This window comes from Pontibacter coccineus, from assembly GCF_030546575.1.
GTDB classification, from domain to species: Bacteria; Bacteroidota; Bacteroidia; order Cytophagales; family Hymenobacteraceae; genus Pontibacter; species Pontibacter coccineus.
On the sequence record NZ_JAUOTN010000003.1, the window covers coordinates 1 to 26,346 of the forward strand.

Consider the following 26,346-nt stretch of genomic DNA (forward strand, 5'->3'; position numbering starts at 1 on the left):
AAAGGACTCTTCTGCCATCAAACGCCAATTGAATGCTGTCGGCTTCCAGTTTGTGGCTCATCTGATTTTGTAGGCTAGCACAGCAAGAAATATAAACAGGAAAAGCTCGAATCCCAAGATAGTTGCCCAGAGTACGGTCTTCGATAAGCCTAAATTTTGGTAATAGTAGTAATGGTTGCTCTTATAGCTGTTAATAAAGTAGAATATAAGGCCAAGGGTGGCGACTTTAAACCAGAACAGCATACCGAATATCATAAAATCGTAGTCCCAAAGCAACTTAATGCAGCAAACAGTTATCACGACAGAAGCCACGACAAAGCTTCTGTAGAAAGTCCATATAAGTCTTGCTGTTTTGTAAAGCTTCATAACGATTGAATGGCTGCTGGTGGCTTGGCTAAATGACGGCGTAGCTAACATTTAGGCGTGGTTGGCAGAAGACTCTCTTCTACCTTTCTTTTTAATTTGGCTACCAAACCAAAAGCCAACTAAAACGACAGGAACCAAACCGAATATAGTTATCCAGAAAAATGGTTTGAAAAAGTAATCTTCAAAAGGATTGTCCCCCGTACCTATATTATCAAGTCCTTCTTCGAAGAAGCCTACTAAACAGCCAACAAAAGTACCTGCCCACAAGGTTAGAAACCCGTACTTGAACCCTACCCATGTATGGTCCTTTTTTTGAATAATTATTTCGTGTCCTGCTTTCTTACCAAAGATATACCCGAAAACGAGAAGTCCTAAAAGCCCAACCAGCAGATTTTTAACATACCCAATGTGCTTTATCCAAGTGAGTGCTTCAATAATGTTGTCCCAAGACCAAGTCATAAAGGTCATGACGAGATATGCGACTATCGCTCCGAATAGAACTGACTTCATCGCAAGCCTACTGCCTATTATTTGAGCCTCCTGATCATTCATGATTATCGATTATTACCAACGGACTAGGCCATAAGGCAGCGCAGCTTGCTTTTGGGTGTGGTTAGATTAAAGTGGTTTTATTCACTTCTTCTCACTTCTTAAAAAATGCTAACACTCCGCCTCGCCCGACAACTGAAAGCGTCAGGTATTCATCAGACAGTCCTGTTATATAATAGCATATTGTACTTTCATCGCCAACGTTTATAAGCTGTAAGAAAGTTGAATTCGCATCGACGGTAAATTCAAGGCCACATTGTGGAGAAGTGTTTGATATAGAATAGTTTTCAGTAGAGATTACTTCATCACCATAGTGCTGTATGCACTTACCATCAGATGTAAAAACCAACTTCCAATTTTTATCTTCTTCAGAAAGCCATGTCCCTAAAATCTTGATGGAATCTTGAACAATACTATTTCTGTCACTTCCAAGTGAGGAAAATTGGCCTATATTTTTAGTTTCTACATCTTTTTCATTTATAGCGTCTTCTTTCATTATTGGTTTTTCTACAGTAAGAGCAGTTTGCTCGGCTTCCCGTTCATCGCAGGGAAACAGCAAAAGCAATAGAACAAGATTAGTGATGAAGAGAGTGTTTTTCATTAATCTGATTTTATCCAACGGACTTGTACAGGCTGAGGCGAGGCTTTTGCCAAAGCTTAAGCCTGTGCTATGTTACCTGTTTTTTTCAATGTATGTAATATAAGCTTTAGTCAGCAGCAATTCAGAGCTTCTGAGTCCGTTTCCCGTAATCTTCTATCATTTTGTCTCTAAGCAATAGCGCTCCTTCAACAGCTTTAGCCGCCGCACTGTTGCAAATAACAATGTATCCCAGCTTTTTATTTTTATCAAGAAGTGCATAGCAATAGAATGTTCCCGCAGAGCCCACTTGTTCTGATAACTGACGTTTCTCCGTCTTTACATTTCCCCAGCCAATTGAGTAGTCTTGCATTCCATAATGGAGGAATTCGTACGTCTCCGCTTTCAGTATATTATTTCTGCCGGTTAGCCCCTGCAGGTTTAGCTGTATGAACCTGGCATAGTCAACTAGTGGCATACTGATATCCCCTGCGGGCTCCCCAAGTCTTAAGTTATAGCCAGCCACCGGGGATAAAGCGATAAGTGTGTCCTTCTCAACCCAGTGCCCCCAGGGCTGCTTACTATCGTAGCTATTGGGCCAGCCAAACCGGTAGTTTAGCTGTAGTTTTTGATTTAGAATTTCATCAATAAGTTCCTCCCATGATCTCTGTGTAACTTCTTCCAGCATGAGAGCGGCAGCGCTGTAGCCTGCGTTTGAGTAGTTATAGGCCTTACCTAGGTTCTTGATTGGCTCTTCCTGCAGAACATACCGAACGAATTGCTTTCTCTGCTCAGACCGGGTTCCTCTAAAGTGGGGCAATTGCCGATACTCAGGGCCACTCGTGTAGGGCTTAATCCCGGTCCTGTGGGAAAGGAGGTCGGCTAATGTCATGTCATGGAAGGCGGGATTACTAACTGCTTTCCATGCTGGAAACAAATCAAAGAACTTTGTCGCCCATTCTATTTTACCGTTCTCTACTAAGTAGGCAGCTACAAACCCTGTGACAGCTTTTGTATTGGAGCCAATATGGAAGTAATCTGAGATAGCGACTGGATTTGCTTCTTCAACCATATCAACCCTGTTGTATCCAATAATATTGAGTTCCAATATTGAATCAGGTGTAACTACAGCATAGGCTAAAGCGGGTATTTGATGGACTTCCCTGATATTAACTGCTGTATCCTTTAAATTTTGTCCTTGAGCTGCACAGGAAAGTAAAGCCACAAGAAATGAGAGTATAGCTTGTTTCATTCAGAATATATATGGTTATATATCAGGTAACTACCGTATAGTAGGAGTACCTACTCCCTCTATCCGCCCTATATACAGAGGCAATTTCCAATTCTTACCGCCCATGCTTCCGGATATTCCACCACGTATTGAAAATTGCCAGAGCCAATCCTGCCCCGATGAAAACCCAGCCGATATACTTGTTTTCAAAAAAATGCCCAATGCTGATGACAGCGCCTGACACTGCTAATAGCACAGCAATAAATCCGAGCAGATTGAATGATTTCATATGCTTTGTTTAGATCCAGGTATAAGCGAAGACAAGAGCCTCTCCAAAGTAAGTTACATAGATTTTTCTATATATTCTTCCTGGTCTCCCATATTTCTCCCCACACCGAACATCTCAATTCCAAATTTCTTAACTCCTCAAACTCAAAACAGCTCCTTCAGCCATTGAAAGAACTTTGGTCGGGTATAGGCTACAGCCCCCAGGTCGGGTGCAGCGTTTGATTCAGTGGAGTTGCCGAAGACGGCTTCTGTGGGTGGAGAGAATGCAGGCGGGAGAGGCACGGCTATACCTTGCCCGATCAACGGTGATTTTTTCTGAAGGCTATACCTGTCACGCAGGGCATCCAAATCGAGCGGGTAGCCCAGTGTGCCTGCCGTGCCGGGGGCCTCTAGCAACGGGTCAGCGACTATACCTGTCGGCTTACCGTCTAGCCTTTCCTGACCAGTGGCTGCCTGAAAACCCTGCAGGGAGGTAAAGCGGTGCTGGCCCCACACAAAGGTATAGCGGCCGTCTTCGCTGAAGTAGGCATTGTTATGAAAGGAGACATCCATGGTCGTATCGGTCGCCACAACCATAGGCGCGCCGTTGCGACTGTAGAAAATATTGTTGAAAAACCTGACGTTGTGGTGCCCGCCGCTCTTGAAAAACACGCCTCCGCCGGAAGGAGCAACCGCGCTGTCGGCAAAGATGGTGTTGTTGTACACGAGCAGGTCCAGGTTGCCGCCTCTGTCGTGGTTCTCCACCCAGAGCGTGATGCCTTTGTAGTCGTTTTTGCGCCCGTCGTTTTCCGAAATATTATAACGGATGATGTTGTTGCGCATCGGTCGGGCCCACTCAAACTGTGCGATCAGAAAACCGGCCCCGTCGTTGTCGTGCGAGTAGTTGTACTGCAGCACGGAGTTGGTCACGCCCCCGTCCAGGTCAAAGCCGCCGCCGTCGCAGCCGCTGCCCGCGCTCATGTTGTAGGCCTCGTTGTACTGGATGGTGATGGCGTTGGCGTCCCAGGCCCAGATGCCAATCGGTCCGCCACAGTTCCTGTTCTGCATACCCGAGGTATGGACCACGCTGTGCTCTATGGTGCCGCCATCCACGTCCGACAGCACGATGCCGCTCCCGCTGTGCTTGTCGGGAAGTATCAGTCCATACACTTTATACACATGGCACTGTCCGATGTAGACGTTCTGGTGCGCGTAGCCGGTTTTGGTATGGTCGAACTCCCCGTAGGTGTTGATGCCGACCGAGTCGATGTCGTGCACCACGGCCTGCGTAATGCGGGCATCGCGGAAACCGCTGTTGCCTTTCCAGGCGCCCAGGGTGATGCCGGATTTCCGGAAACCGCTCACCTCCACCTGGTCTATGACAATGTGCGGCAGCTTCACATCGCCGGGCAGATCGTTGTAGAAAAGGATGCCGTGGTTGGTGTTGCGGGTATAGCCACTGCCCCGGAAGTTCAGGTCCCGGATCTCTATGCCTGCCACGTTGTGCGCATAAAAACCATAGCCGGCACCGGCATCGATGGTAGCACGGCCTTCGCCAAAGGAACTGATGACCACCGGCGCTTCCGCTGAAGCCGTGTTGGCCGGATGTAAGTACAGCCCTCCCTTAAACCCGCTTCCGCCTTCAAACAGAATGGTATCTCCGGAAGAGTACTTGTGACTGTTTACCCGCTCAATGGTGCGCCAGGCGGAAGCAGGCGAGCTGCCCGTGTTGGCGTCATCGCCTCTGGAGCTGATGTAGTAGGTGTGCGCCAAGGTATAGGGTGCTGTGCAAAGGTATAGAAAGGCAGAAAAAAGAAGCGCCAGGGCCAGTTTCATAGTCAAAGTTCGTCAGGTGCAGGTATAGCCTTGCGTCGGCTATACCTGGCGGAGTCTATTTGTCGGCGCCGCTATTGGGCATTTCCAGTTCCGATACGTGCAGTGGGCGGAGCATGGATGTTTTCTTGTGCTGATGCTCCTGCATGCGCTGGAGAATGTCATCGAGCAGCTCCACGGCCCGCAGCACAAACGGCCCTTTGTTGAGCATCACGCAGTCGGCCCGCTGCGACATGGCCGCATCCGTAATTTCAGCTCTTGACGGGCGCCCTTTCTTGGCGAGCGACTCGAGCACCTGCGTGGCCCACACCACGGGTATGTGCGCCGCCTCCGTTATCCACAGAATCTCCTCCTGCACTTCGGCCAGTCGCTGCCAGCCGCACTCCACAGCCAGGTCGCCCCGGGCAATCATCACGCCCACCGGGTGGTTCTTCATAACCGTCAGCAGCAAGTGGGGCAGATGGCGGAATCCTTCTTTTGTCTCGATCTTAAGGATGATGCCCAGGCGAGGCGGCGCTTTCAGGCGTTTCAGTTCCTTATGCAGTGCCTCGATCATCTCGGGGTGGTTCACAAACGAAAGACTGACGATATCGGCATGTTCCACAACGAACGTGAGGTGCTGACTGTCCTGCTCCGAGAGCCCGTTGAGCTGCAGATCGCTTTCGGGCAGATTGATGCCCTTGTCGTGCATCAGGCGGCTTCCCGAATCTTTGGCCTCGGTAATTTTCACAAGCAGGGCATCGTCGCTCACGTTCATGATCACGCCCGCTATTTTGCCGTCGTCAAACAGAATCGGCTGCCCCTCCTTCACGCGACGGAACACTTCGGGTAAGGTACAGGCAATGTGCGCCGGTTTTACAATGTGGCCTTCGGCATCGTAGAGGGCGGGCTCACCGGGTGTTTCGTCTTTGGTGAGGATCAGCAAATCGTCTTTGCGCAGGTAAATGGGCGCCACGCTCGCGGGCAATTCTCCCACTTTAGCGCTGCGCTCCAGGGCGCTCTGTTTCGTGATGGTGAGTTCGGTTCCCGTGCCGATGTAGGAGGTTTTGAACAAGTGTGCGATGACGCCCTTTTCTTTGCGCTGCATCACGGTGAAAGATCGCCTGCGACCGCGCGTGTCCTTGAACCGGAGCTTATCGCCTTGTTGCAGCTGGGCCACCCAGGCCTCGTCGAGCGGCAGACTGGCGTCCGTGGGCACTTCGCTCTCCACGCCGGCAGGAGCGAGCCATACCTTGGCAGGCGACACTAGTTGCCCTAGTTCGTTCTGTATCGGCCGGATGGGCAGCAGCGCAGGGCCAGGCTTGAGGGCCCCCGTGCGCAGCTTGGGTCCCATCAGGTCCATCAGGATCTTGCAGCTACGGCCCGTTTCTTTCTCAGCCTTTCGGATGGACTGTACCATGGCTTTCCATACCTCCTCGTCATCGTGGGCGCAGTTGATGCGGGCGCAATCCATACCTGCCAGCAGCATGCGCTTGACCAGTTCGTAGTCCTGGGCCAGCTCGGTGGAGAAAGTGACCATGATGCGGGTGCTGCGTTTCGGAGGCCGCGCCCCCAGTAGTTCGCTCGTGTGCTTTTCGAGCAGCTCAACGCTCTCGGCATGCGAAACAGGTATAGGTTTTTTGGTGGGCGCACAGTCAAGCAGGTGGCAGAGCATGTTGTGCACGGCCTGCAGACTAGCCAGCACATGCCCTTCGGAGCGGCCCAGCGACGAGAGACCCAAACGGGCCAATCCCTCCTGCAGCTGCCGGATGTCGTGCTGCCGCAGCGACAGGTAGTGCAGCAGGTTGCGGGCGCTTGTGCGGAAAGACGGGTGCACGCTTTTGATGGCGGAGGCAAATTTCTTTTCCAGTTCAAGGGCATCGTGCTGGAGCACGTCCAGCTGCGAAATCATCTCGCGAAGGTGTTTCTCGTCTGTTTGCATGGTATTAAAAGGTATAGCATCCTATCAAACTCAAGAGACAGGAGCAAGGTTATTTAAAAACTATTGACCATGGCCCTGTGCAACGAATTGGAGCTCCAGTAGCCACTCGCAATAATACGGCGGATGCTGTGCAGCGGGTCCTGCGGATCTCGTGTGTCGGCCAGTTGGAAAGCTGCCACCATGCCTCGCTGTTTCAGTTCAGGTATAGCCGCGGGGTTCCAGAGGCCGAAGGGGTAGGCGAAGTATTCGGTTGGTTTGCCCGTAATTTCGGCCAGTTGCCGCGACGGCTTTTCCACTTGCGTGATCCAGTCCTGCCCCTGGTATTTCTTTACGTTCTGGTGGTCCCAGGTATGCGAACCCATCACATGTCCCTTGTCCGAAAGCTCCTTTACCTGCGCCCTGGTCATGTAGTTGGGCCTGCCCAGCGACACGATCATGATGAAGAACACGCCCTTGAACCCGTACTTTTCCAGCTCCGGTGCGGCCACGGTATACTGCCCCAGGCTGGTGTCGTCGAAGGTGAGCATCACGGGTTTTTCGGGGAGCGGAGAACCGGTTGTTAGGTAAGCCAGCAACTGGTCGGGCAGCACGGTCTGGTAACCACTGTCAGCCAGCATTTTGATATGGTCTTTGAAGCGCTCCTCCGGTATAATGTAATCTTTGGACTGTTTGGAGTCTTTCTCCCGCCAGTCGCGCACCTGGTGGTAGCACAGAATCGGCACTTGTTTGCGGGCGATGATGGTTTCGGCATCGGCTACAGAACTGGCCACCACTGCTGCGGGCTGAACCGGCCCGGCAGGTATAGCGGCCTGCAAACTCAGGCTGTCGGGGGCAGGTATAGCGGCGTTGGTATTGGCTGAAGCAACAGGTATAGCCGCCTCTACTGGTGATTGCGTTTCAACGGTTTTGCCTTCCCGCACACAGGACGAAAAGCAGAGAAGAAAAGCGGATAAAAGTGTGAAAAAACTTGTGAGAAAAAGGGAGTAAGGGTATTTCATGGTCGTATTGGTAAACGCTATAATGATAGCCATTTTTTAGCTGTCTTCCCATTCACTGAAAGAAAAAGCAACTGAATTTGTCAGCAAAAAACGTTACCTTAAGCTATCGTTCCCAAGCCAATCAGAAACTGCATAACCTATACCTGAAACCGCCTATGGCAGCCATTCCGTTTACCCGCGAGGCCATGCTGCGCCAGCTTTCCGAAGTGCCTGAGTGGGATGTGCTCGTGATTGGCGGCGGCTCCACCGGCCTCGGGACTGCCTTGGATGCTGCTTCGCGCGGGTACAAGACGCTTCTGCTCGAACAGTCCGATTTTGCAAAAGGCACCTCGAGCCGCAGTACCAAGCTGGTGCACGGCGGGGTGCGCTACCTGGCGCAGGGCAATATCCGGTTGGTGTTCGAAGCACTTCGGGAGCGGGGAATTCTGCTGCTTAATGCGCCGCATGTGGTGTCAGTACAGCCGTTTGTGATCCTTTGCTACAGCTGGTGGCAGCGATTCTTCTATGGCATCGGCCTCACACTCTACGATTTTCTGGCTGGCAGGTATAGCCTGGGACGCACTGCCTGGTGGAGCCGCAAAACGGTGCTGGAGCGTATGCCCACCGCCAAACCCGAAAACCTGAAAGGCGGCATCGTGTACTACGACGGACAATTCGACGACGCCCGCCTGGCCCTGAACATCGCCCAGACCTGCGCCGAACAGGGCGGCACGGTGCTTAATTATGTTCGCGTGACTGGCCTGACAAAGGACGCCAATAGAAAAGTGAACGGCGTGGAGGCGCTGGACCTCGAAACCGCTCAACCCTATACCTTGCGGGCCAGAGCGGTGGTAAATGCCACGGGCGTGTACGTGGACGATATCCTGCAGCTTGACCAGCCTGACCGTAAGCCGCTCGTCATGCCAAGCCAGGGCGTGCATGTGGTGCTCGACAAGTCTTTTCTACCCGGTGGTACGGCCCTGATGATTCCCAAAACACCGGATGGTCGCGTGCTCTTTGCGATACCTTGGCAGGGCCACGTATTGGTCGGAACAACAGATACCCCGCTGCACCAACTGAGTCTGGAGCCCGTGGCGCTGGATGCTGAGATTGACTTTATCCTGCAAACTGCTGGAGCTTATCTGCAGCAGCCCCCGACACGGCAGGATGTGCTCAGCGTGTTTGCAGGCCTGCGTCCCCTGGCTGCTCCCGACAGCCTGACTGGCAACACCAAAGAGATTTCCCGCAGTCATAAACTGCTGGTGGCGCCGTCCGGACTGATCACTATTACAGGCGGCAAGTGGACCACCTACCGGCAAATGGCTGAGGATACCGTAAACGCAGCTATCCGGGTGGCGGGCTTGCCTGCTATACCTTGCCTTACAGAAAAGCTGCCCATTCATGGTGCTATACCTGCCTCGTCTATACCTGCGGCAGATGGCCCGGGTGAACTCGCCCGCTACGGCAGCGACGCTGCGGCTTTGCAGGCGCTGATGCAGACTGAACCAGAGTTGGCCCAAAAGCTGCACCCTGACTTTAGCTATACCCTGGCTCAGGTAGTATGGGCGGTGCGCCACGAAATGGCCCGGACCGTGGAAGATGTGCTGGCACGTCGGTTGCGGGTGCTGTTCCTCGATGCCCGCGCTGCACTGGCTATGGCGCCTGCAGTAGCCGCCCTAATGGCTCGCGAGCTCAATCGCGATGAAGCGTGGCAGCGGGAACAGGTAGCTGCTTTCGAAAGGCTGGCCAGGCATTACCTGCCACAGCCCGCCGAAAAGACCGTGGTGCAGGCACTTTGACGAAATTTTTCCGAAATTGCAGCAAAATTACCCGATCTCATGCAACGACCCATCAAATTCATCATATCGGCTGGCATTGCGCTGGTGCTCTTCTACTTTGTGCGCGAGTCTTTTTTAAGCGACGACAATTACCTGATTCCGCTGAAAAAAGAGCGCGAGGAAAAAGATCTGTCGTTTCGCAGCCGCACCAACAGTCCTTTTGAGGAGGCCGACCGCAGGATGTTCACCAACCTGGTTTATTACGAGCCTAATCTGAACTATCGTGTAAAGGTAAAACTGGAGGATATTGAGCCGAAAGACACGGTGCATATGCCGATGACCAACGGCAGCACGGAGGCTTACCTCCGCTATTCTTTGGCTAATTTCGAGCTAAACGGGGAGCCGCAGCGCCTGACGCTCTACAAAAAGGTGAAAGAGGAAGAGGAAAAGCTGTTTGTGCCTTTCACGGATAAAACCAACGGCTTCGACACCTATGGCGGCGGCCGCTACCTGGATGTGCCTTTCAAGGAAGGCGCCAAAACAGCCACCCTCGACTTTAACCGCGCCTATAGTCCTTTCTGCGCCTACAACCCCGATTACGTATGCCCCGTGCCGCCTAAGGAAAACCGCCTGACCGTTGCCGTGGAGGCCGGTGAGAAAAATTACGACAAAGTGCATCCGGTGGTGGAGTAGGGGGCTTTAGCGTATCAGGTAGCACGATTCCTTAAAGATGACCTGACAAAGGACCATTTGACAAAGGACAAAAGGCGTAGGAGCACATACAGCGCTCTTTCGGATTTGCAATCCGATAGTTTATGACCAGCGGATTTGCAATCCGCTTTGCAAAGGCTTTGCTATTGGCAGGCAGCGGATTGCAAATCCGCATAGTAAGTAGTTTCGGATTGCAAATCCGGAACAGCAGTTTGGACAGTAAATTAGAAAGTCAGACTGCAAATCCGAAAAAGCGGTCTTCCCAGAGGTCTTTTGTCCATTGTCGAAATGTCCTTTGTCAAGTTAAAAAAAATCGTACGACGTGTGTCGTGATACTTGATACGATCTACGTGATACGAAAGAAAAATCCTTAATTTTGGGAATTAGCTTCTAAAAACGAGGCTATACCTTACAGAACAACAGAAATAAACCATGCTGATTTCATTCGACTGGCTGAAACAACTCATTCATATAGAGAATACCGCTGAAGAAACGGGTGCCTTGCTGACGGGCGCAGGCCTGGAGGTGGAGGCAATCCACAACTTCGACCAGGTAAAAGGAGGCCTGGAGGGCATTGTGATAGGCGAGGTACTGACCTGTGAGCGCCACCCCGACGCCGACCGCCTGAGCGTAACCACGGTGGATATTGGTACCGGCGAGCCAAGCCACATTGTGTGCGGTGCGCCAAACGTGGCGGCCGGGCAGAAGGTGGTAGTGGCGACTGTTAACAGCACGCTCTACCCGACAGGTGGTGAGCCTTTCAAAATCAAGAAGTCAAAGATTCGCGGTGCCGCTTCAGAGGGCATGATCTGCGCCGAAGACGAAATTGGCGTGGGTACTTCGCATGCCGGCATCATGGTGCTCGACACCGACCTGCCAAACGGTACGCCTGCCGCAGAGTACTTCGGTCTTGGCTCTGACAAAGTGTTTGAGATCGGCCTGACGCCAAACCGCGCCGATGCCGCGTCGCACCTGGGCGTGGCCCGCGACCTGAAAGCCCTGTTGCGCGTGCCCTATACCTTGCCTTCGGTAGAAGATTTCACAGTAAGCAACAATTCCCGCCCGATCGAGGTGGAGATTGAGAATATAGAAGCCTGTCCACGCTATGCCGGTGTTACGGTGAGCGGCGTGAAAGTGGGTCCTTCACCCGAGTGGCTGCAGAAACGCCTGCGGGCCATCGACCTGGCCCCTATCAACAACATCGTGGACGTGACCAACTACGTGCTGCACGAGCTCGGTCAGCCACTGCACGCTTTTGATGCTGATAAAATCAAAGGCGATAAGATCGTGGTGAAAACAGCCGAAGCCGATAGCAAATTCGTGACGCTGGACGGGGTGGAGCGCAAACTCAAAGCCAACGACCTGATGATCTGCAACGCCGAGGAGCCCATGGCGATTGGCGGAGTATTCGGTGGCAAAGAGTCGGGTGTGAGCGAGGTGACGACGAGCATTTTCATCGAAAGCGCTTACTTCTCGCCTGACTACGTGCGTCGTACAGGCATGGCGCACAACCTCAAAACCGACGCCTCGTTCCGCTTCGAGCGCGGCACCGACCCGAATATGGTGACTACCGCCCTGAAGCGTGCTGCCCTGCTGGTGCAGGAAGTGGCCGGCGGCGAGATCAGCTCTGACATCGTGGACGTATACCCGCAGCCGATTCAAAACCTGGAACTCACACTGGATATCAAACGCGCCCATACCTTAATCGGTCAGCACATTGGCGCCGAGCGTATGAAGGAAATCCTGACAGACTTAGGTATAGAGATCACTGGTGAAACAGAAGAGAAGCTACACGTGTCGGTACCGCCGTTTAAGGTGGACGTAACCCGTGAAGCCGATTTGGTGGAGGAGGTCCTGCGCATTTACGGTTTCAACAACATTGAGGTGAGCGAGCACATGGCGACTACTTACATGGCCAGCTTCCCGAAACCTTATCCGGAGGATATCAACAAAACGATACTGGACTATATCTCCGCCAACGGCTTCCACGAGATCATCACCAACTCCATTACCAACTCCAACTACTACGCCGCTGGCGGGGAAGAGGAGACGGCAGGACTCGTGAAGGTGCTCAACTACAACAGCGAAGACCTCGACGTGCTGCGTAAGAGCATGGTGTTTTCCGGTTTGGAAGTGCTGCGCTACAACATCAACCGCCGCCAGCGCGACCTCAAGGTATACGAGCTGGGTAAGGTATACGAGCAACTGGAAGACGGCTTCAAGGAAACCCGCAAACTGGCCCTCTACATGGTGGGCAACACCACAGCCGAGAGTTGGAAGCAGCCTGCCCAGAAAGTGGCTTTCCACGACCTGGCCAGTGTGGTGCAGAATGTGCTGCAGAAACTCAACGCCGCCGACTACGAAGTGCAAGCCATTGAGCAAAGCCGCTACATGCGCCAGGGTATCACCTATGTGAAGAACGGCGCCGTGATCGCGCAGATAGGCTTGCTGGACGTCGCCGTGACCAAAGCCATGGACGTGAAAGAGCAGGTATGGTATGCCGAACTCAACTGGGACTACCTGACCAAGAAGTATAAAGACAAACTGGTGGCCGAGGAGCTTCCGAAGTTCCCGGAAGTACGCCGTGACCTATCGCTGGTGGTTGACAAGAGCCTGACCTTTGAGCAGCTGAAGCAAGTGGCCCTGCGCACCGAGCGCAAGCTCCTGCAAGGCGTGAACGTGTTCGACGTGTACGAAGGCGACAAGATCGAAGCAGGCAAGAAAGCCTATGCCCTGAGCTTCACGTTGCTGGACCGCCAGCAAACTTTGACCGACAAAGTGATCGATGGCGTGATGAACCGCCTGATGCAGCAATTTGAAAAACAGCTGGGAGCCATTATCCGCAAATAGTTATGCCAAAGGAAAAACAACTGCAACAGCTTCAGTCGATTGAGAGCAAGGTACGCCAGCTCCTAAACCGGCATGCCGAGGCGCAACAGAAGCTTGTCGCCGCTCAGGAGGAAATTAAAATGCTGGAGTCGCAGCTGCAAGAGCGGGATCAGCAAATAAAAAATTTTCAAAATCAAGAGAATATTGTTAAGATTGTAGATGCGATAGCAGGAAACACTGCAAATTCGACAGAGTTAAAGCTGAAGTTAAACGAATATATAAGGGAAATTGATAAGTGTATCGCCTACTTGCGTGACTAGCGGGAGGCAGTGAGCTGGAGCCGGACATACGGCAGGCCATTGTTAAAAAGCAACGAGACGCGGTAGCCTATACCTAAAAAACGCAACGGATGGGTGAATTAGCTATTAAGATTCGCATCGCAGAACGCGAGTATCCGATGCGGGTGAAGGAAGAAGAAGAAGAAAGGCTTCGGGTGGTAGGTAAACTTTTGAACGAGCGTTTGCGCTTCTTCAAAGACCAGTTTGGCATACAGGACAAGCAGGACTTGCTGGCGATGGTCGCTTTTGAGACCATGGTAGACAAGCTGAAGCTCGAGGATGACAAAAACAACCACCTGGACAAAGTGGGCGCGCAACTAAGCGTGCTGGACGAGCTCTTATCAACAAATAAGTAAACGTATTCCGAGGCGGCTTCCCAAGCGGCCTCTTTAACTACGGTGTGGTTTGAAAACCACTTCACTGTCCTGCTGCAGGTACTGCTATAGTTTTTATAAACCATAAAAGCGTATAGTATGTCCGATATTTTAATCATTCTAATCACCGCCATTGTCGCGCTCGGAGTCGGCGTGTACATTGGGCGCGTACTGCTGCTAAAGGTATACAAGCAGCAGGAAGAAGCCGCCCGCCAGAAGGCCAAATCCATCATCCGCGAAGCGGAGATCAACGCCGAGAGCATCAAGAAAGACCGCATGCTGGAGGCCAAGGAGAAATTCCTGAAGCTGAAGTCTGAGTTCGAAGAAGAGTCGAACAAGAAGAAGAACATCATCATCCAGAACGAGAACAAGGTAAAGCAGCGCGAGCAGCACGTGGCCAAGCAAATGGAGCAGACCAAGCGCCGCGAAACCGAACTCGACAAGGAGAAAGAAGCCCTCGACCACCAGCACGAGCTCCTGAAGAGACGCAAGGAGGAGGTAGAGCAGCAGCACAGCGAAGTAGTGGCACGGCTCGAGAAAATTGCCGGATTGACCGCTTCTGAAGCTCGTGAGCAGATGGTGGAAGCCCTCAAGAGCGAAGCCAATTCACATGCTTCTTCCTACGTGAAAGACATCGTGGCGCAAGCCAAACTCACCGCTACCAAAGAGGCCAAGAAAATCGTGGTGGAGACCATCCAGCGCACTGCTGCGGAGCACGCCATCGAAAACTGTGTGTCTGTTTTCAACATCGAAAGCGACGACATCAAAGGCAAGATCATCGGTCGTGAAGGCCGCAACATCCGCGCCCTCGAAGCCGCTACCGGTGTGGAGATCATCGTGGATGATACGCCGGAGGCGATCATCATCTCTGGTTTCGACCCGGTTCGCCGCGAAATCGCGCGTCTGTCGCTGCACCGCCTGGTGGCCGACGGCCGCATTCACCCTGCCCGCATCGAGGAAGTGGTGGGCAAAACCCGCAAAAACATCGAAGAGGAGATCGTGGAAATCGGTGAGCGTACGGCCATCGATTTAGGTATACACGGTCTGCACCCCGAATTGATCAAAATGGTGGGCCGCATGCGCTTCCGCTCGTCTTACGGACAGAACCTGCTGCAGCACTCACGCGAAGTAGCCAACCTGTGCGCCACTATGGCCGCCGAGCTGGGCCTGAACGTGAAGCACGCCAAACGCGCCGGTCTGTTGCACGACATCGGTAAAGTAACTCCAGACGAGCCGGAATTGCCACACGCGATCATCGGTATGGAGCTGGCCAAGAAATACAAGGAGCATCCAGATATCTGCAACGCCATCGGCGCTCACCACGACGAGATCGAAATGACGGCGATGATTTCTCCATTGATTCAGGCTTGCGATGCTATTTCCGGTTCAAGACCGGGCGCCCGCCGCGAGATCATGGAGTCTTACATCAAGCGCCTGAAGGATCTGGAAGCAGCTGCTGTATCGTTTGACGGCGTGAACCAGTGCTACGCCATTCAGGCCGGCCGTGAGCTCCGCATCATGGTAGACGCTGACAACGTGAGCGACGAGAAGGCCGCGCAGCTTTCTTTTGACATCTCTCAGAAGATCGAGAAGGAAATGCAGTACCCTGGCCAGATTAAGATCACGGTGATCCGCGAAATGCGCGCCATTAGTTACGCCAAGTAAGGTATAGGCCCTATACCTGTAAATACAAAAAGCCGCCTGTTACAATTGTAGCAGGCGGCTTTTGCATTAAACTAAACCAATCGTCACTCTCACTATTCTTAGCTCAGGAATGCCTTCAGCATCCAAAGCGTCTTTTCATTTTCGTTGATGTCCTCACTTACCAGGGCTACCGTACCTTCGTCATCGCGCTCTGCAGCCAATGCCAGAATATCGCGCTCCAGGCTTACAATCACGGACAGGTTCTGGTGTGTAGCCTCTACCGTTTCGCGGTCGCCGCTCAGGCTCGACGCTTCCTGTATGCTGGACACGCGCAGGTATTCTGAGAAGGTATGCAGCGGCTTCTGGCCGATGGTCAGGATACGCTCAGCCAACGCATCGATGCGGGCAAGGGCGCTGTTGTAGAGCTCCTCGTACTTGGCATGCAGCTGAAAGAAGTGTATACCTTTGATGTTCCAATGGAAACCGCGCAGGTTCTGGTAATAAATGTGATAGTTGGCCAGCAGCTCGTTCAGCTTGTCGGCAATCTCTACGGAGTCTTGTTTCTCCAATCCAATATTCGTTAGCTTATTCATAGTCTTTCCAGTGTTTTATGTTCGTTGTTTGTATATACAAATATACTGCTAATAAAGTTATCAATCAAATCGATTATGCTTATGTTTATATAGGTGTATCCTATAACTTGCGGGGCGATTCGCTGTAATGAGGAGATAAGTTGCAGATAAGGGCGGACCCCATTATGGAGGTCCGTCATATTACCACTATACGTTTAATACCATGACACTGGTACAATTAGAATATTTGTTGGCAGTAGACACGCACCGCCATTTCGCCACGGCTGCAGACCATTGCTTTGTAACGCAGCCCACTTTGAGCATGCAGCTGCAGAAGCTGGAAGAGGAGCTCGGGGTGCAGTTGTTCGACCGAAGCCGTGTGCCTGTGCGGCCCACCGAGATTGGCAAAGAAGTGATTGCACAGGCCCGCTTGGTGGTGGCCGAGTCGAAAAAGATAAAAGAGATCGTGCAGAGCCAGAAGCAGGAGCTAAGCGGTGAATTGCGCGTGGGCATTATACCTACCTTGGCGCCTTACCTGATTCCGCTGTTCGTGACCAGCTTCATGGAGAAGTATCCGGATGTGCGGCTGGTGGTGCAGGAGTTGCTGACCGAAGAAATCGTGCAGAAGCTGAACTACGAGCTACTGGACGTGGGCTTGCTGGTGACGCCCCTCGAAGACAAATCGATCAAGGAACTGCCGCTGTTTTATGAAGCTTTTGTAGCCTATATCAACCCGGCACATCCCTTGGCCAGCAGCAGGGCCATCAGCCCGGAGCAGCTCGACCTGGACGAGCTGTGGGTACTCAACGAGGGGCACTGTTTCCGGAGCCAGGTGCTCAACATCTGCAACAGGGGAGGGGGTAGCACAACACCATCCGGACACTTCGACTACAAGAGTGGTTCCCTTGAAACACTAAAGCGCATCGTGGAAACCCAGCGCGGACTCACGCTACTGCCTGAGCTATCGGTGCTGGACATACCCAAGGAAAAGCAGTCGCTCGTCCATACCTTCCAAGAGCCCCAGCCACTGCGGGAGGTGAGCCTGGTGGTGCACCGCAGTTTTTTGAAGAAAAAGCTGATCGAGGCGTTACAGCAAGAGATCATCAACTGCATTCCAGAAAGTATAAAAAACCGCGATAAGGCGAAGGTGGTGGCAATAAAGTAAAAAAGTAGAAAGGTAAAAAAGACCTCGCAGTGCGCGCAGCTCCTTCGAGTGTCTGGAGCTTATATAAACATAGAACTATGCAGAAAGTACGGTGGGGAATAATTGGCTGCGGAAACGTAACCGAAGTAAAGAGCGGTCCGGCCTTCAGTAAAATAGAGAACTCTGAGCTGGTGGCCGTGATGCGCCGCGATGGAGCCAAGGCAAAGGATTACGCGGAGCGCCACGGCGTATCCAGGTGGTATGATAATGCCGAAGCCCTAATCCACGACCCCGAAGTAGATGCCGTGTACATCGCCACACCCCCGGGCTCGCATGCTGCTTATACTTTGCAGGTAGCCGCTGCCGGCAAGCCGGTGTATGTGGAGAAACCGATGGCCCTGAACAATGCGCAGTGCCAAGAGATGATTGTCGCCTGTGAACAAGCAAATGTGCCGTTATTTGTAGCTTACTACCGCAGGAGCCAGCCTGCTTTTAAGAAAGTAAAGGAGCTACTGGAGCAAAAGCTAATTGGAGATATACGCTTTGTAACTATCAAATTGTACCAGCCGCTGCAGCCACAGCTGTATACAGATAACTTGCCATGGCGCGTGCAACCTGAGATTTCCGGTGACGGCCTGTTCCACGACCTGGCTCCCCACCAGCTCGACATACTTGATTTTATATTTGGGCCAATTATCTCTGCGTCCGGACAAGTAACTAACCAGGCTAGGTTGTATAAGACGGAAGATCTGGTAACGGCGCAGTTCAGATTCGAGAGCGGCGTGTTGGGCAGTGGCGTGTGGTGCTTCAGCGTAGCCGAACAGCAACAGGAGGATAGTATAGAGATTGTTGGCAGCGCAGGCCGCATCACCTTCCCGACTTTTGCCAGAAAACCTATCGTGTTAGAAACCGCAGCAGGCACAGAGGAGCTTTTGCTTCCCCCGCCAGCCCATGTGCAGCAGCCTTTTATCCAAACTATTGTAGAGGAGCTAACCGGAAAAGGCAAATGCCCCGGCACCGGCGTTTCAGCTGCGCGTACTTCTTGGGTGATGGATCAGATTGTGGGGAGGGAGTAGGTTTATGAAAAGACCACGCAGCGTCCGAAGGTCCTGCGAGTATCTGGTAATTACTGTTGCTTAGCCACCAAGACGGTCGCGTGTCTCAAAGACACCACGAGGCCATGCTGAAGGCAATCCCGAAAACAAAACGGGCTGCTTCTAAGGGAAGCAGCCCGTTTTTATAACTTATACCTTAATGTAGGTATAAAAAATCAAATTAAGCGTTGATCATGCCGGCTTTGGTCAGCACCTCTACCATCGTAGCGCCGATCTCAGCAGGAGAGTCCACCACGTGGATGCCATTCTCGCGCATGATCTTCATTTTAGCGGCAGCTGTATCGTCAGCACCACCCACGATCGCACCGGCGTGGCCCATACGACGACCGGCAGGAGCTGTCTGGCCGGCGATGAAACCAACCACTGGCTTCTTGTTGCCTGTCTCGCTGATGTACTGGGCAGCCATGGCTTCGTAGTTACCACCAATCTCACCAATCATCACGATCGCATCCGTCTCAGGGTCTTCCATCAGCAGCTGTACCGCGTCTTTCGTAGGTGTTCCGATGATCGGGTCACCACCAATGCCGATCGCTGTAGAGATACCCAGGCCAGCTTTTACGATCTGGTCAGCAGCTTCGTAGGTCAAGGTACCTGACTTAGACACGATACCGATACGACCTGGCTTGAACACGAAACCTGGCATGATGCCTACTTTCGCTTCGCCTGGCGTGATCACACCCGGGCAGTTAGGGCCGATCAGGGTAACGTCTTTGCCTTTCAGGTAGTTTTTAGCCGTCACCATGTCCTTCACAGGAATGCCTTCTGTGATCGCAACGATCACTTTGATGCCCGCATCAGCAGCTTCCATGATCGCGTCGGCAGCGAAAGCCGGTGGCACGAAAATGATAGAAACATCGGCTCCTGTCTTCTTCACAGCGTCTTCCACTGTATTGAAAACCGGCAGGTCCAGGTGATTGTTGCCACCTTTGCCTGGCGTAACACCACCCACTACGTTGGTGCCGTACTCGATCATCTGAGAGGCGTGGAAAGAACCTTCAGAGCCCGTGAAACCCTGTACGATCACTTTCGAATTTTTATTTACTAAAACACTCATGTGTATCTTATTAAGTTGATGAATGATGGTCTAAAATAAGGTAGTGCAAAAATAGCCTTTTTTGTGGCGCTTCCAAAAAATAGTTAAAGCTAATATAGGCGTTAAAACAGCCTGGCGGAACGGGAACGGGTACGCCTTCTGTTATACGGGAGGCAGGGGGCTATACCTGTTAAGTATAATTTTTATTACGTACCTTTGCACCCGTATCTCAAAAAAAGCACTCAGATGAAATACCTGAATCATATAACCGAGGCGATCGGTAACACACCCCTAGTAAAGCTCAACAACGTAACCAAAGGCACTAAAGCGACCATTCTGGCCAAAGTGGAGTACATGAACCCGGGCAACTCGGTGAAGGACCGCATGGCGATCAGAATGATCGAAGATGCCGAGAAAGCCGGTATCCTGAAGCCGGGTGGCACAATCATCGAGGGCACTTCCGGCAACACCGGTATGGGACTGGCCCTGGTCGCCATCGCCAAAGGCTATAAGTGCATCTTCACGCTGGCCGACAAGCAGAGCAAGGAGAAAATGGACATCCTGCGCGCTGTTGGCGCCGAGGTGCGTGTTTGCCCTACCAACGTGGCACCTGACCATCCGGATTCGTACTATTCGGTGGCCAAGCGCCTGAATGAAGAAATCCCGAATTCGTTCTATCCGAACCAATATGACAACATGTCGAACTGGGCGGCGCATTACGAATCTACCGGCCCCGAGATCTGGGAGCAGACGGAAGGGAAGATAACCCACTTTATCACGGGTGTTGGCACAGGTGGTACAGTAACCGGTATCTCCCGCTATTTGAAGGAGCAGAAGCCGGAAGTAATAACGGTAGGTATAGACACCTATGGCTCTGTGTTCAAGAAATACAAGGAAACCGGTATTTTCGACGAGAACGAGATCTACTCCTACGCCACCGAAGGTATAGGCGAGGACATCCTGCCCAAGAATGTGGATTTCGACGTGATCGACACCTTCTTGAAGGTAACAGATAAGGACGGTGCCGTGATGACGCGCAGACTGGCCAAAGAGGAAGGGCTGTTCGTAGGCTGGTCTTGTGGCACGGCCGTACATGGCGCGCTGGAATACGCCCGCGAAAACAATCTGACCGAAGATGATGTGATCGTTGTGTTGCTGCCAGACCATGGTACCCGTTACTTGGGCAAAATCTACAACGACGAGTGGATGCGCGCACAGGGCTACATCGATTAATCAAACTTAGGTAACTAAATTCGAGGTCTATAATTTGTTTGAAGCATCCAACTTATGTACCTTGTGATGCGGCAAATACCTAGGGTTAAATGCAGGACAACAAAATTCAGAAACGTTAGCTTGAAATATACGGCTTGCGTAAATACAGGCCGGGGATAGTTTAGCTATGAAAAAGATATCAGGCGTTCTTCTAATTGACGACGACGACACCACAAATTTCCTGAACCAGCGTCTGCTTGAGCGGATGCAGGTGACAGACAATATACGCACGTTTGTGAACGGCAAACAGGCATTCGATTACCTGTACAATGTGAGTAACAACAACTACGAGCAGACCGATGGGAACTACTTTCAGCCAGAGCTGATTTTCCTGGATATCAGCATGCCGGTGATGGATGGGTTCGAAATGCTGGACCTGTACGAGCGGCTGAACCCGGAGTTCCGTAAAAATATCGTACTGGCCGTACTCACTACCTCTACGCACCCACAGGATACGGACGCCGCCCAGAAGTATTCGGCAGAGTACCTCACCAAGCCGCTTACAGCAGAGAAAGTTAAAAACCTGATCAACAAGCATTTTAGCTCCGCCAACCAGGAGGCCTAAAAGATGGTAGGTATAAAGACGAGCCGATGCGCTGACTTCATCATGAGCAGCACATCGGCTCGTTTCGTTTTACCCTGTTTGAAGCCAGGTATACGCCCGCCGGGTTGCAAGCCTAAAGTATAAGCATCCGATTAGGTAGGATGTCCTATACCTGAGTTGATGCGCTATACCTAGAACGAGAAGCCGAAATTGGATTTGATCAGCAGGTTGATGATCACGCCCGCGCCGGCTAGCAGTAAACCAATCCCGATCAGCTTTTCGAGGCCCTGCATTTTGCCCTGTCTTTTCTTCAGCATGTTGCCACCAACAGCCCCAATGGCAAAGGCGGCCATTAGCGGTAGGCTGCGGGTCCAGATCACGTTGCCGAGCAGGTAATGGCTGATAAACCCGGTGAAGCTCGTAATCACCAAAATGAAAAGGGAGGTGGAAGTGGCGATCTGGGGCGGTATGCGGAACAGCTTGATCATCATAGGGGTCTGCAGGAAGCCCCCGCCGATCCCGAACAGGCCTGCAATAATGCCCGAAGCAAAACCAAAGACCGATACCAGGCCCCCGTTCAGGCGGTAGGCAGTGTGCTTGGCCCTGTTTTTCCGGATAAAGGAGGTAGGCACCCGCCGAATGCGATACATCATACCGGAATGCCGCTGGATCTTATCTTTCTCCTGGGGCTTTACCATAAAAAAGCCCACCGTCAGCACAAAAAGCGCGAAGATAACCTGCAGCTCGGAGACCGGCAGGAAAGCCACCATAAAAGCCCCCAGCACTGTGCCAGCCACCGCCGGAAACTGAATCAGGGAACCAACCAGGTAGTCGATGCTGCGGTCGCGGAGGTTGAAAACTGAGGCAATGATGGAGGCCGGCACCAACGCCGACATGGTCGCACCGATGGCGATCTCGATGTTGTATCCGAAGAAGATGATCAGGATCGGCACCATGAACACGCCTCCCCCGAAACCGATGATGGTGCCAAACCCGCTCACGAGTGCACCCACAACAAAAATGATGAATTCCTCCATTTGCTAAGCCTCGCAGGGCCGTGGTATTATACCTTTTTGTGCAAGGTACACTATTCAGCTACAGGTACGAATTTAAAGTCATCACCGTTAAACAATCCTTTGTCGCTGAGCTTGAGCGAAGGTATAACGAGCAGGGCCATAAACGAGAGCGTCATGAAAGGGGAGGCCAGTTGGCTGCCCATTTCCTTGCTCATGCGGTCGATGGCTGAGTAGGCGCGGGCCACTTCATACCCATCGGCCGCCGACATAATACCCGCTACCGGAAGCGGCAACAGTTGCTCGTTGTCACCATCCACGGCCGCTACGCCACCCTTGGCACTGATGATCAGGTTGACGGCACGGGCAATGCTCTCATCGTCTACCCCCACAGCGATGATGTTGTGCGAGTCGTGGCCTACGGAGGAAGCGATGGCACCGCGCTGTATACCTACGTTCCTGATGAAAGCCACCGCCGGCTCGGCATTCGCATACCGGTTCACCACGGTTATCTTGAGCACATCCTGCGCCACATCGGAAACGATATACCCATCCTCGGTTTTCGGCTCGGCCCAGACCTGCTGCGTGATCAGCTGGCCGTCAAATGCCTCGATCACGCGGATCTTGCTGGCTTTGTCGGCTGGTAACCCGAACTGCGCTGGCGTTTTGGGTTCGGTGTTGAAGTTGTTGATCTCTTCGCTTGGCGTAAAAGTAATATTCGACTTGCCGTGCTCCGCCACCAGTTCCCCGTTGATGTAGGTTGCTTCCACAGCAAAGTCTTCCAGGTTGTTCACCACGATAAAGTCAGCCGGGTCACCTTCACGAAGCAGGCCCACTTCCAGCTTGTAATGCTCCACTGGATTAAGGCTGGCGGCGCGCAGCACATGGAACAAGTCGTGGCCTTTGGCGAGCGCCCGTTTCACGAGTAGGTTCAGGTGGCCTTCCACCAGGTTGTCGGGGTGCTTGTCGTCGGAGCAGAACATGATTTGGTCCGGGTGACTAGCGAGCAAAGGTATAAGCGCTTCGAAGTTCTTGGCGGCACTGCCCTCGCGGATCAGGATCTTCATACCGACGGCCAGTTTGTCAAGTGCCTCTTCGGCCGTGAAACACTCGTGGTCGGTGGTGATGCCGGCCGAGGCGTAAAGGGCAGCCTGTTCGCCACGCAGGCCGGGTGCGTGTCCGTCCACGGCTTTGCCATACTTTTTGGCCAGCTCTATTTTCTCCATCACCGCCGGGTCGCGGTGCAGCACGCCGGGCCAGTTCATCATCTCGGCCAGGTACTTGATCTCGTCGCGCTGGAACAGGGTTTCGATGTCGGCGGCCGTAATCTCGGCGCCTGCTGTCTCGAAAGGCGTGGCGGGCACGCAGGAGGGAGCCCCGAAAAAGAACTTAAACGGCACCTTTTTCCCGTTCTCGATCATGTACTCCACGCCGGCTATACCCAGTACATTGCCAATCTCGTGCGGGTCCGACACGGTGGCCACCGTACCATGCGGCACTGCCAGCCGGGCAAATTCGGAGGGCACCAGCATGGAGCTTTCCACGTGCACGTGCGCATCCACAAAGCCCGGCAAAATATAACTGGAAGAGGAGGTGGCCTCACGAACTATTTTAGAAATGCGGCCGTTTGACACATGGACCGTTCCCTCAAAAATGGCTTGCTGGTGCAGGTTTATGATGCGTCCGCTTACGGTATAGGAGCTATGCATGGATAGGACTGTCTTGTTGATATAAAATGCCCACTGATGGGGATTGAACCCGTAAATTACCTTATATTTGCGTTAAAATTCGTCGTTTTGAGAAAGATAATTTCATACATACTTTTAGCGGGGTTTCTGGCAGCCGGCCCTCTGGCAAGCTGCACTACCAAGACTCCTCAGCAAAAAAAGACGGCCTCCTTCATGAAAAAGAGCAAGCGCGGCAATGTGCCCTGCCCTTGCGACTCGAACTAACACCTGACAGCTTACCATGAAAAAAATTGTAATCGCCATAGATGGCTACTCCTCGTGCGGTAAAAGTACAACGGCCAAACTGGTGGCTGCCGAACTGGGCTACGCCTACATCGATACCGGGGCAATGTACCGGGCGGTTACGCTTTATTTTCTGGAGCATCATGTCAGCCTCACCAACCCCAAAGAGGTAAACGACGCCCTGGATAATATAGATATCACGTTTCACTACAACCCAAAGGCCAAAAGAAACGAAGTATTCCTCAATGGGCTGAACGTGGAGGACGAGATTCGCAAGATGTACATCTCTAATCAGGTGAGCGAGGTGAGTGTGGTAAGGGAGGTGCGTCGCGCCATGGTAGCCCAGCAGCAGAAGATGGGCCGTAAACGCGGTGTGGTGATGGACGGTCGCGACATTGGTACGGCTGTGTTTCCGGATGCTGAGGTAAAAATCTTTATGACGGCTGACGTGGATACCCGCGCCCGCCGGCGTCAGGATGAGTTGCTGGCCAAAAAGCAGCTGATCAACCTCGACGAGATCCGTGCGAACCTGCAGAAGCGCGACCTGATCGACTCGACCAGAGCCGAGAGTCCGCTGCGCCGTGCCGACGATGCTTTTTTGCTCGATACATCGCATATGACCATCGATGAGCAGGTAGAGTTTGTACTTAATAAGGTAACTTCCCGTATCTTCAACGGTGACTATGCCTTACAGGAATAGAGGAAAGTAGAAATGAACGTAACGATAGACAAAAATTCCGGTTATTGCTTCGGTGTGGAATTCGCCATTCAGATGGCGGAGGATGAAATGGAGAACTGCGAAGAGCTCTATTGCCTGGGCGATATCGTGCACAACAGCATGGAAGTGAAGCGCCTCTACAAAAAAGGACTTCGCATCATTGACCGGGAGCAGCTCAAAGAGTTGCGCGATACCAAAGTGTTGATCAGAGCGCACGGCGAACCGCCGGAAACCTACAAGACAGCTCTGGAGAACAACATCGAACTGATAGACGCTTCCTGCCCGGTGGTGCTCAAGCTCCAGAACCGTGTGAAGCACGCTTTTGATGCGGACAAAACCAAGGGCGGCCAGATCGTGATTTACGGACAGGTAGGCCACGCCGAGGTGATCGGACTGGCAGGTCAGACAGGTGACGAGGCCATTATCGTGACCACGGAGGAGGATCTGGACAAGATCGACTTCTCACGTCCGGTGACCCTTTTCAGTCAGACCACCAAAAGCACCAAAGGCTTTTACCACATCAAGTCGCTGATCGAAGAGCGCATCCAGCAGGCCAACCAGGACAGCACCGCCTTCAACGCCAACGACAGCATCTGTCGTCAGGTGTCGAACCGCGAACCGCAACTGACCAGGTTCTCCATGGAGCATGATGTGATCATCTTTGTGAGCGGCAAAAAGAGCTCCAATGGTAAGGCACTCTATAGCGTGTGTAAGCAGCACAACCCCAACAGCTATTTCGTGGAGAACGAGGAAGAGCTGGAGAAAGACTGGTTTGCCAATGCAGCGAGCGTAGGTATATGCGGAGCCACTTCCACGCCGATGTGGCTGATGCAACAAGTAGCCGACAGCATCGAAAAATTTGACCTTGAGACAGTATAGGTATAACACTATACTACAACATAGTGGCTTTTTAGCTAATTTAGGCTTTGCATTGGCAAGGCCTATTTTTTTATGTATAAACCCGCATGAGACGCATTTTACGTTATTTCCTGAACGGACTCCTGATTGTGGCTCCTTTCACCATCACGGTTTGGATCGTGGTGGTCATCATCGATTGGCTGAACAGCCTGTTCGACTTGGGTATACCTGGGCTGGGAATCATGCTGATGTTCGTTTTGCTTACTTTGATCGGTTTCATCAGCTCGTCCTTCTTCGTGAAGCCCTTCATTGTGATCACCGGGCGCTGGTTTAACAAAGTGCCGTTGGTGGGCATCGTCTATTCCAGCATCAAAGATCTGTTCGATGCCTTCGTGGGCGACAACCAGAAGTTTAACAAACCCGTGATGGTGAAGATGTCGGAAGACTCAGATAACCTGAAGTTCGGTTTTGTGACGCAGGATACGTTCAGTTCTTTGAACGTGGAAGACCGCGTAGCCGTGTATTTCCCGCACTCCTACAACTTTTCGGGTGAGCTGTTTGTGGTGCCCGCACAAAATGTCGTATACCTGGATTTGCCGAGCAGCGACGTGATGAAATTCATTGTTTCAGGCGGCGTGTCGAAGTTGTAATTGCCGTTGCTATACCTGTGGTAGCCGAAATAAATCAGCGGCGAAACTATCCTTAAATTTCT

The 26,346-nt window shown here is 52.3% G+C and carries 23 protein-coding genes and 1 pseudogene; 13 read left to right on the forward strand and 11 right to left on the reverse strand.

The window, feature by feature from the left end; genetic code table 11:
- Positions 1-417: 417 nt before the first annotated feature.
- The 7 genes from Q4E40_RS07275 to Q4E40_RS07305 form a co-directional block, all read right to left on the reverse strand.
- Positions 418-918, reverse strand: coding sequence for a hypothetical protein (locus Q4E40_RS07275; protein WP_303411086.1), 501 nt, complete (start codon positions 916-918; stop codon positions 418-420).
- A gap of 91 nt (positions 919-1,009) precedes the next feature.
- Complete coding sequence (locus Q4E40_RS07280; RefSeq protein WP_303411087.1) at positions 1,010-1,516, reverse strand: hypothetical protein; 507 nt, start codon at positions 1,514-1,516, stop codon at positions 1,010-1,012.
- Positions 1,517-1,637: 121 nt separating this feature from the next.
- Positions 1,638-2,744 carry a serine hydrolase domain-containing protein gene (locus Q4E40_RS07285; RefSeq protein WP_303411089.1) on the reverse strand — a complete coding sequence of 369 codons (1,107 nt, stop codon included), beginning with the start codon at positions 2,742-2,744 and terminating at the stop codon, positions 1,638-1,640.
- A gap of 94 nt (positions 2,745-2,838) precedes the next feature.
- A complete protein-coding gene (locus Q4E40_RS07290; protein WP_303411091.1) occupies positions 2,839-3,012 on the reverse strand; it encodes a hypothetical protein in 174 nt (57 codons plus the stop codon).
- A 143-nt stretch (positions 3,013-3,155) separates the two neighbouring features.
- Positions 3,156-4,826, reverse strand: a complete 1,671-nt coding sequence (locus tag Q4E40_RS07295; RefSeq protein WP_303411094.1) for a right-handed parallel beta-helix repeat-containing protein — start codon at positions 4,824-4,826, stop codon at positions 3,156-3,158.
- Between the two features lie 55 nt (positions 4,827-4,881).
- Complete coding sequence (locus Q4E40_RS07300) at positions 4,882-6,744, reverse strand: pyruvate kinase (protein WP_303411096.1); 1,863 nt, start codon at positions 6,742-6,744, stop codon at positions 4,882-4,884.
- A 53-nt stretch (positions 6,745-6,797) separates the two neighbouring features.
- Positions 6,798-7,775 (reverse strand): polysaccharide deacetylase family protein, encoded by a 978-nt coding sequence (locus Q4E40_RS07305; RefSeq protein WP_303411097.1) that lies wholly within the window; start codon positions 7,773-7,775, stop codon positions 6,798-6,800.
- A 122-nt stretch (positions 7,776-7,897) separates the two neighbouring features.
- Here Q4E40_RS07305 and Q4E40_RS07310 point away from each other — a divergent pair, with 122 nt between their 5' ends.
- The 6 genes from Q4E40_RS07310 (at position 7,898) to rny (ending at position 15,416) form a co-directional block, all read left to right on the forward strand.
- The gene (locus tag Q4E40_RS07310; protein ID WP_303411099.1) at positions 7,898-9,520 is read left to right on the forward strand and encodes a glycerol-3-phosphate dehydrogenase/oxidase; all 1,623 of its coding nucleotides are present in this window, start codon (positions 7,898-7,900) and stop codon (positions 9,518-9,520) included.
- A 39-nt stretch (positions 9,521-9,559) separates the two neighbouring features.
- Positions 9,560-10,192, forward strand: coding sequence for a DUF1684 domain-containing protein (locus Q4E40_RS07315; protein WP_303411100.1), 633 nt, complete (start codon positions 9,560-9,562; stop codon positions 10,190-10,192).
- A 450-nt stretch (positions 10,193-10,642) separates the two neighbouring features.
- On the forward strand, positions 10,643-13,060 hold the full coding sequence (gene pheT / locus Q4E40_RS07320; protein ID WP_303411102.1) for a phenylalanine--tRNA ligase subunit beta: 2,418 nt from the start codon (positions 10,643-10,645) through the stop codon (positions 13,058-13,060).
- Between the two features lie 2 nt (positions 13,061-13,062).
- Complete coding sequence (locus Q4E40_RS07325; RefSeq protein ID WP_303411104.1) at positions 13,063-13,359, forward strand: hypothetical protein; 297 nt, start codon at positions 13,063-13,065, stop codon at positions 13,357-13,359.
- Between the two features lie 89 nt (positions 13,360-13,448).
- The gene (locus tag Q4E40_RS07330) at positions 13,449-13,733 is read left to right on the forward strand and encodes a cell division protein ZapA (RefSeq protein ID WP_076671813.1); all 285 of its coding nucleotides are present in this window, start codon (positions 13,449-13,451) and stop codon (positions 13,731-13,733) included.
- Positions 13,734-13,850: 117 nt separating this feature from the next.
- Complete coding sequence (gene rny / locus Q4E40_RS07335) at positions 13,851-15,416, forward strand: ribonuclease Y (RefSeq protein ID WP_303411109.1); 1,566 nt, start codon at positions 13,851-13,853, stop codon at positions 15,414-15,416.
- A 98-nt stretch (positions 15,417-15,514) separates the two neighbouring features.
- Here rny and Q4E40_RS07340 read toward each other — a convergent pair whose 3' ends face one another.
- Entirely contained in the window at positions 15,515-15,988 is a 474-nt protein-coding gene (locus Q4E40_RS07340; protein ID WP_303411110.1) for a Dps family protein, read from the reverse strand.
- A gap of 202 nt (positions 15,989-16,190) precedes the next feature.
- Between Q4E40_RS07340 and Q4E40_RS07345 the strand changes: the two genes are divergently transcribed.
- The gene (locus tag Q4E40_RS07345) at positions 16,191-17,132 is read left to right on the forward strand and encodes a hydrogen peroxide-inducible genes activator (protein WP_303411113.1); all 942 of its coding nucleotides are present in this window, start codon (positions 16,191-16,193) and stop codon (positions 17,130-17,132) included.
- A gap of 77 nt (positions 17,133-17,209) precedes the next feature.
- Positions 17,210-18,187, forward strand: coding sequence for a Gfo/Idh/MocA family protein (locus Q4E40_RS07350; RefSeq protein WP_303411115.1), 978 nt, complete (start codon positions 17,210-17,212; stop codon positions 18,185-18,187).
- Positions 18,188-18,386: 199 nt separating this feature from the next.
- Here the strand turns inward: Q4E40_RS07350 and sucD are convergent, their stop codons facing one another.
- Positions 18,387-19,280 (reverse strand): succinate--CoA ligase subunit alpha, encoded by an 894-nt coding sequence (gene sucD, locus Q4E40_RS07355; protein WP_303411116.1) that lies wholly within the window; start codon positions 19,278-19,280, stop codon positions 18,387-18,389.
- A 225-nt stretch (positions 19,281-19,505) separates the two neighbouring features.
- Here sucD and Q4E40_RS07360 point away from each other — a divergent pair.
- Positions 19,506-20,489, forward strand: a pseudogene (locus tag Q4E40_RS07360) (PLP-dependent cysteine synthase family protein); the annotation flags it as partial.
- Positions 20,490-20,658: 169 nt separating this feature from the next.
- Entirely contained in the window at positions 20,659-21,096 is a 438-nt protein-coding gene (locus Q4E40_RS07365; RefSeq protein ID WP_253402365.1) for a response regulator, read from the forward strand.
- 170 nt (positions 21,097-21,266) lie between these two features.
- Here Q4E40_RS07365 and Q4E40_RS07370 read toward each other — a convergent pair whose 3' ends face one another.
- A complete protein-coding gene (locus Q4E40_RS07370; protein ID WP_303411118.1) occupies positions 21,267-22,112 on the reverse strand; it encodes a sulfite exporter TauE/SafE family protein in 846 nt (281 codons plus the stop codon).
- A 50-nt stretch (positions 22,113-22,162) separates the two neighbouring features.
- Entirely contained in the window at positions 22,163-23,797 is a 1,635-nt protein-coding gene (gene ade, locus Q4E40_RS07375) for an adenine deaminase (protein WP_303411120.1), read from the reverse strand.
- Between the two features lie 259 nt (positions 23,798-24,056).
- Between ade and cmk the strand changes: the two genes are divergently transcribed.
- The 3 genes from cmk (at position 24,057) to Q4E40_RS07390 (ending at position 26,284) form a co-directional block, all read left to right on the forward strand.
- Positions 24,057-24,758, forward strand: coding sequence for a (d)CMP kinase (gene cmk / locus Q4E40_RS07380; RefSeq protein ID WP_303411122.1), 702 nt, complete (start codon positions 24,057-24,059; stop codon positions 24,756-24,758).
- A 12-nt stretch (positions 24,759-24,770) separates the two neighbouring features.
- A complete protein-coding gene (locus tag Q4E40_RS07385; protein ID WP_303411123.1) occupies positions 24,771-25,655 on the forward strand; it encodes a 4-hydroxy-3-methylbut-2-enyl diphosphate reductase in 885 nt (294 codons plus the stop codon).
- Positions 25,656-25,741: 86 nt separating this feature from the next.
- A complete protein-coding gene (locus tag Q4E40_RS07390; protein ID WP_303411124.1) occupies positions 25,742-26,284 on the forward strand; it encodes a DUF502 domain-containing protein in 543 nt (180 codons plus the stop codon).
- Positions 26,285-26,346: the final 62 nt, after the last annotated feature.

Coding starts and splice junctions, on each gene's coding strand:
- Q4E40_RS07330 (WP_076671813.1), top strand. CDS start 13,449: ATGGGTGAATTAGCTATTAAGATTCGCATCGCAGAACGCGAGTATCCG.
- Q4E40_RS07300 (WP_303411096.1), bottom strand. CDS start 6,744: ATGCAAACAGACGAGAAACACCTTCGCGAGATGATTTCGCAGCTGGAC.
- Q4E40_RS07275 (WP_303411086.1), bottom strand. CDS start 918: ATGAATGATCAGGAGGCTCAAATAATAGGCAGTAGGCTTGCGATGAAG.
- Q4E40_RS07280 (WP_303411087.1), bottom strand. CDS start 1,516: ATGAAAAACACTCTCTTCATCACTAATCTTGTTCTATTGCTTTTGCTG.
- Q4E40_RS07325 (WP_303411104.1), top strand. CDS start 13,063: ATGCCAAAGGAAAAACAACTGCAACAGCTTCAGTCGATTGAGAGCAAG.
- rny (WP_303411109.1), top strand. CDS start 13,851: ATGTCCGATATTTTAATCATTCTAATCACCGCCATTGTCGCGCTCGGA.
- Q4E40_RS07365 (WP_253402365.1), top strand. CDS start 20,659: ATGAAAAAGATATCAGGCGTTCTTCTAATTGACGACGACGACACCACA.
- Q4E40_RS07310 (WP_303411099.1), top strand. CDS start 7,898: ATGGCAGCCATTCCGTTTACCCGCGAGGCCATGCTGCGCCAGCTTTCC.
- sucD (WP_303411116.1), bottom strand. CDS start 19,280: ATGAGTGTTTTAGTAAATAAAAATTCGAAAGTGATCGTACAGGGTTTC.
- cmk (WP_303411122.1), top strand. CDS start 24,057: ATGAAAAAAATTGTAATCGCCATAGATGGCTACTCCTCGTGCGGTAAA.
- Q4E40_RS07370 (WP_303411118.1), bottom strand. CDS start 22,112: ATGGAGGAATTCATCATTTTTGTTGTGGGTGCACTCGTGAGCGGGTTT.
- Q4E40_RS07315 (WP_303411100.1), top strand. CDS start 9,560: ATGCAACGACCCATCAAATTCATCATATCGGCTGGCATTGCGCTGGTG.
- Q4E40_RS07340 (WP_303411110.1), bottom strand. CDS start 15,988: ATGAATAAGCTAACGAATATTGGATTGGAGAAACAAGACTCCGTAGAG.
- ade (WP_303411120.1), bottom strand. CDS start 23,797: ATGCATAGCTCCTATACCGTAAGCGGACGCATCATAAACCTGCACCAG.
- Q4E40_RS07290 (WP_303411091.1), bottom strand. CDS start 3,012: ATGAAATCATTCAATCTGCTCGGATTTATTGCTGTGCTATTAGCAGTG.
- Q4E40_RS07385 (WP_303411123.1), top strand. CDS start 24,771: ATGAACGTAACGATAGACAAAAATTCCGGTTATTGCTTCGGTGTGGAA.
- Q4E40_RS07345 (WP_303411113.1), top strand. CDS start 16,191: ATGACACTGGTACAATTAGAATATTTGTTGGCAGTAGACACGCACCGC.
- Q4E40_RS07305 (WP_303411097.1), bottom strand. CDS start 7,775: ATGGCTATCATTATAGCGTTTACCAATACGACCATGAAATACCCTTAC.
- Q4E40_RS07285 (WP_303411089.1), bottom strand. CDS start 2,744: ATGAAACAAGCTATACTCTCATTTCTTGTGGCTTTACTTTCCTGTGCA.
- Q4E40_RS07390 (WP_303411124.1), top strand. CDS start 25,742: ATGAGACGCATTTTACGTTATTTCCTGAACGGACTCCTGATTGTGGCT.
- Q4E40_RS07350 (WP_303411115.1), top strand. CDS start 17,210: ATGCAGAAAGTACGGTGGGGAATAATTGGCTGCGGAAACGTAACCGAA.
- pheT (WP_303411102.1), top strand. CDS start 10,643: ATGCTGATTTCATTCGACTGGCTGAAACAACTCATTCATATAGAGAAT.
- Q4E40_RS07295 (WP_303411094.1), bottom strand. CDS start 4,826: ATGAAACTGGCCCTGGCGCTTCTTTTTTCTGCCTTTCTATACCTTTGC.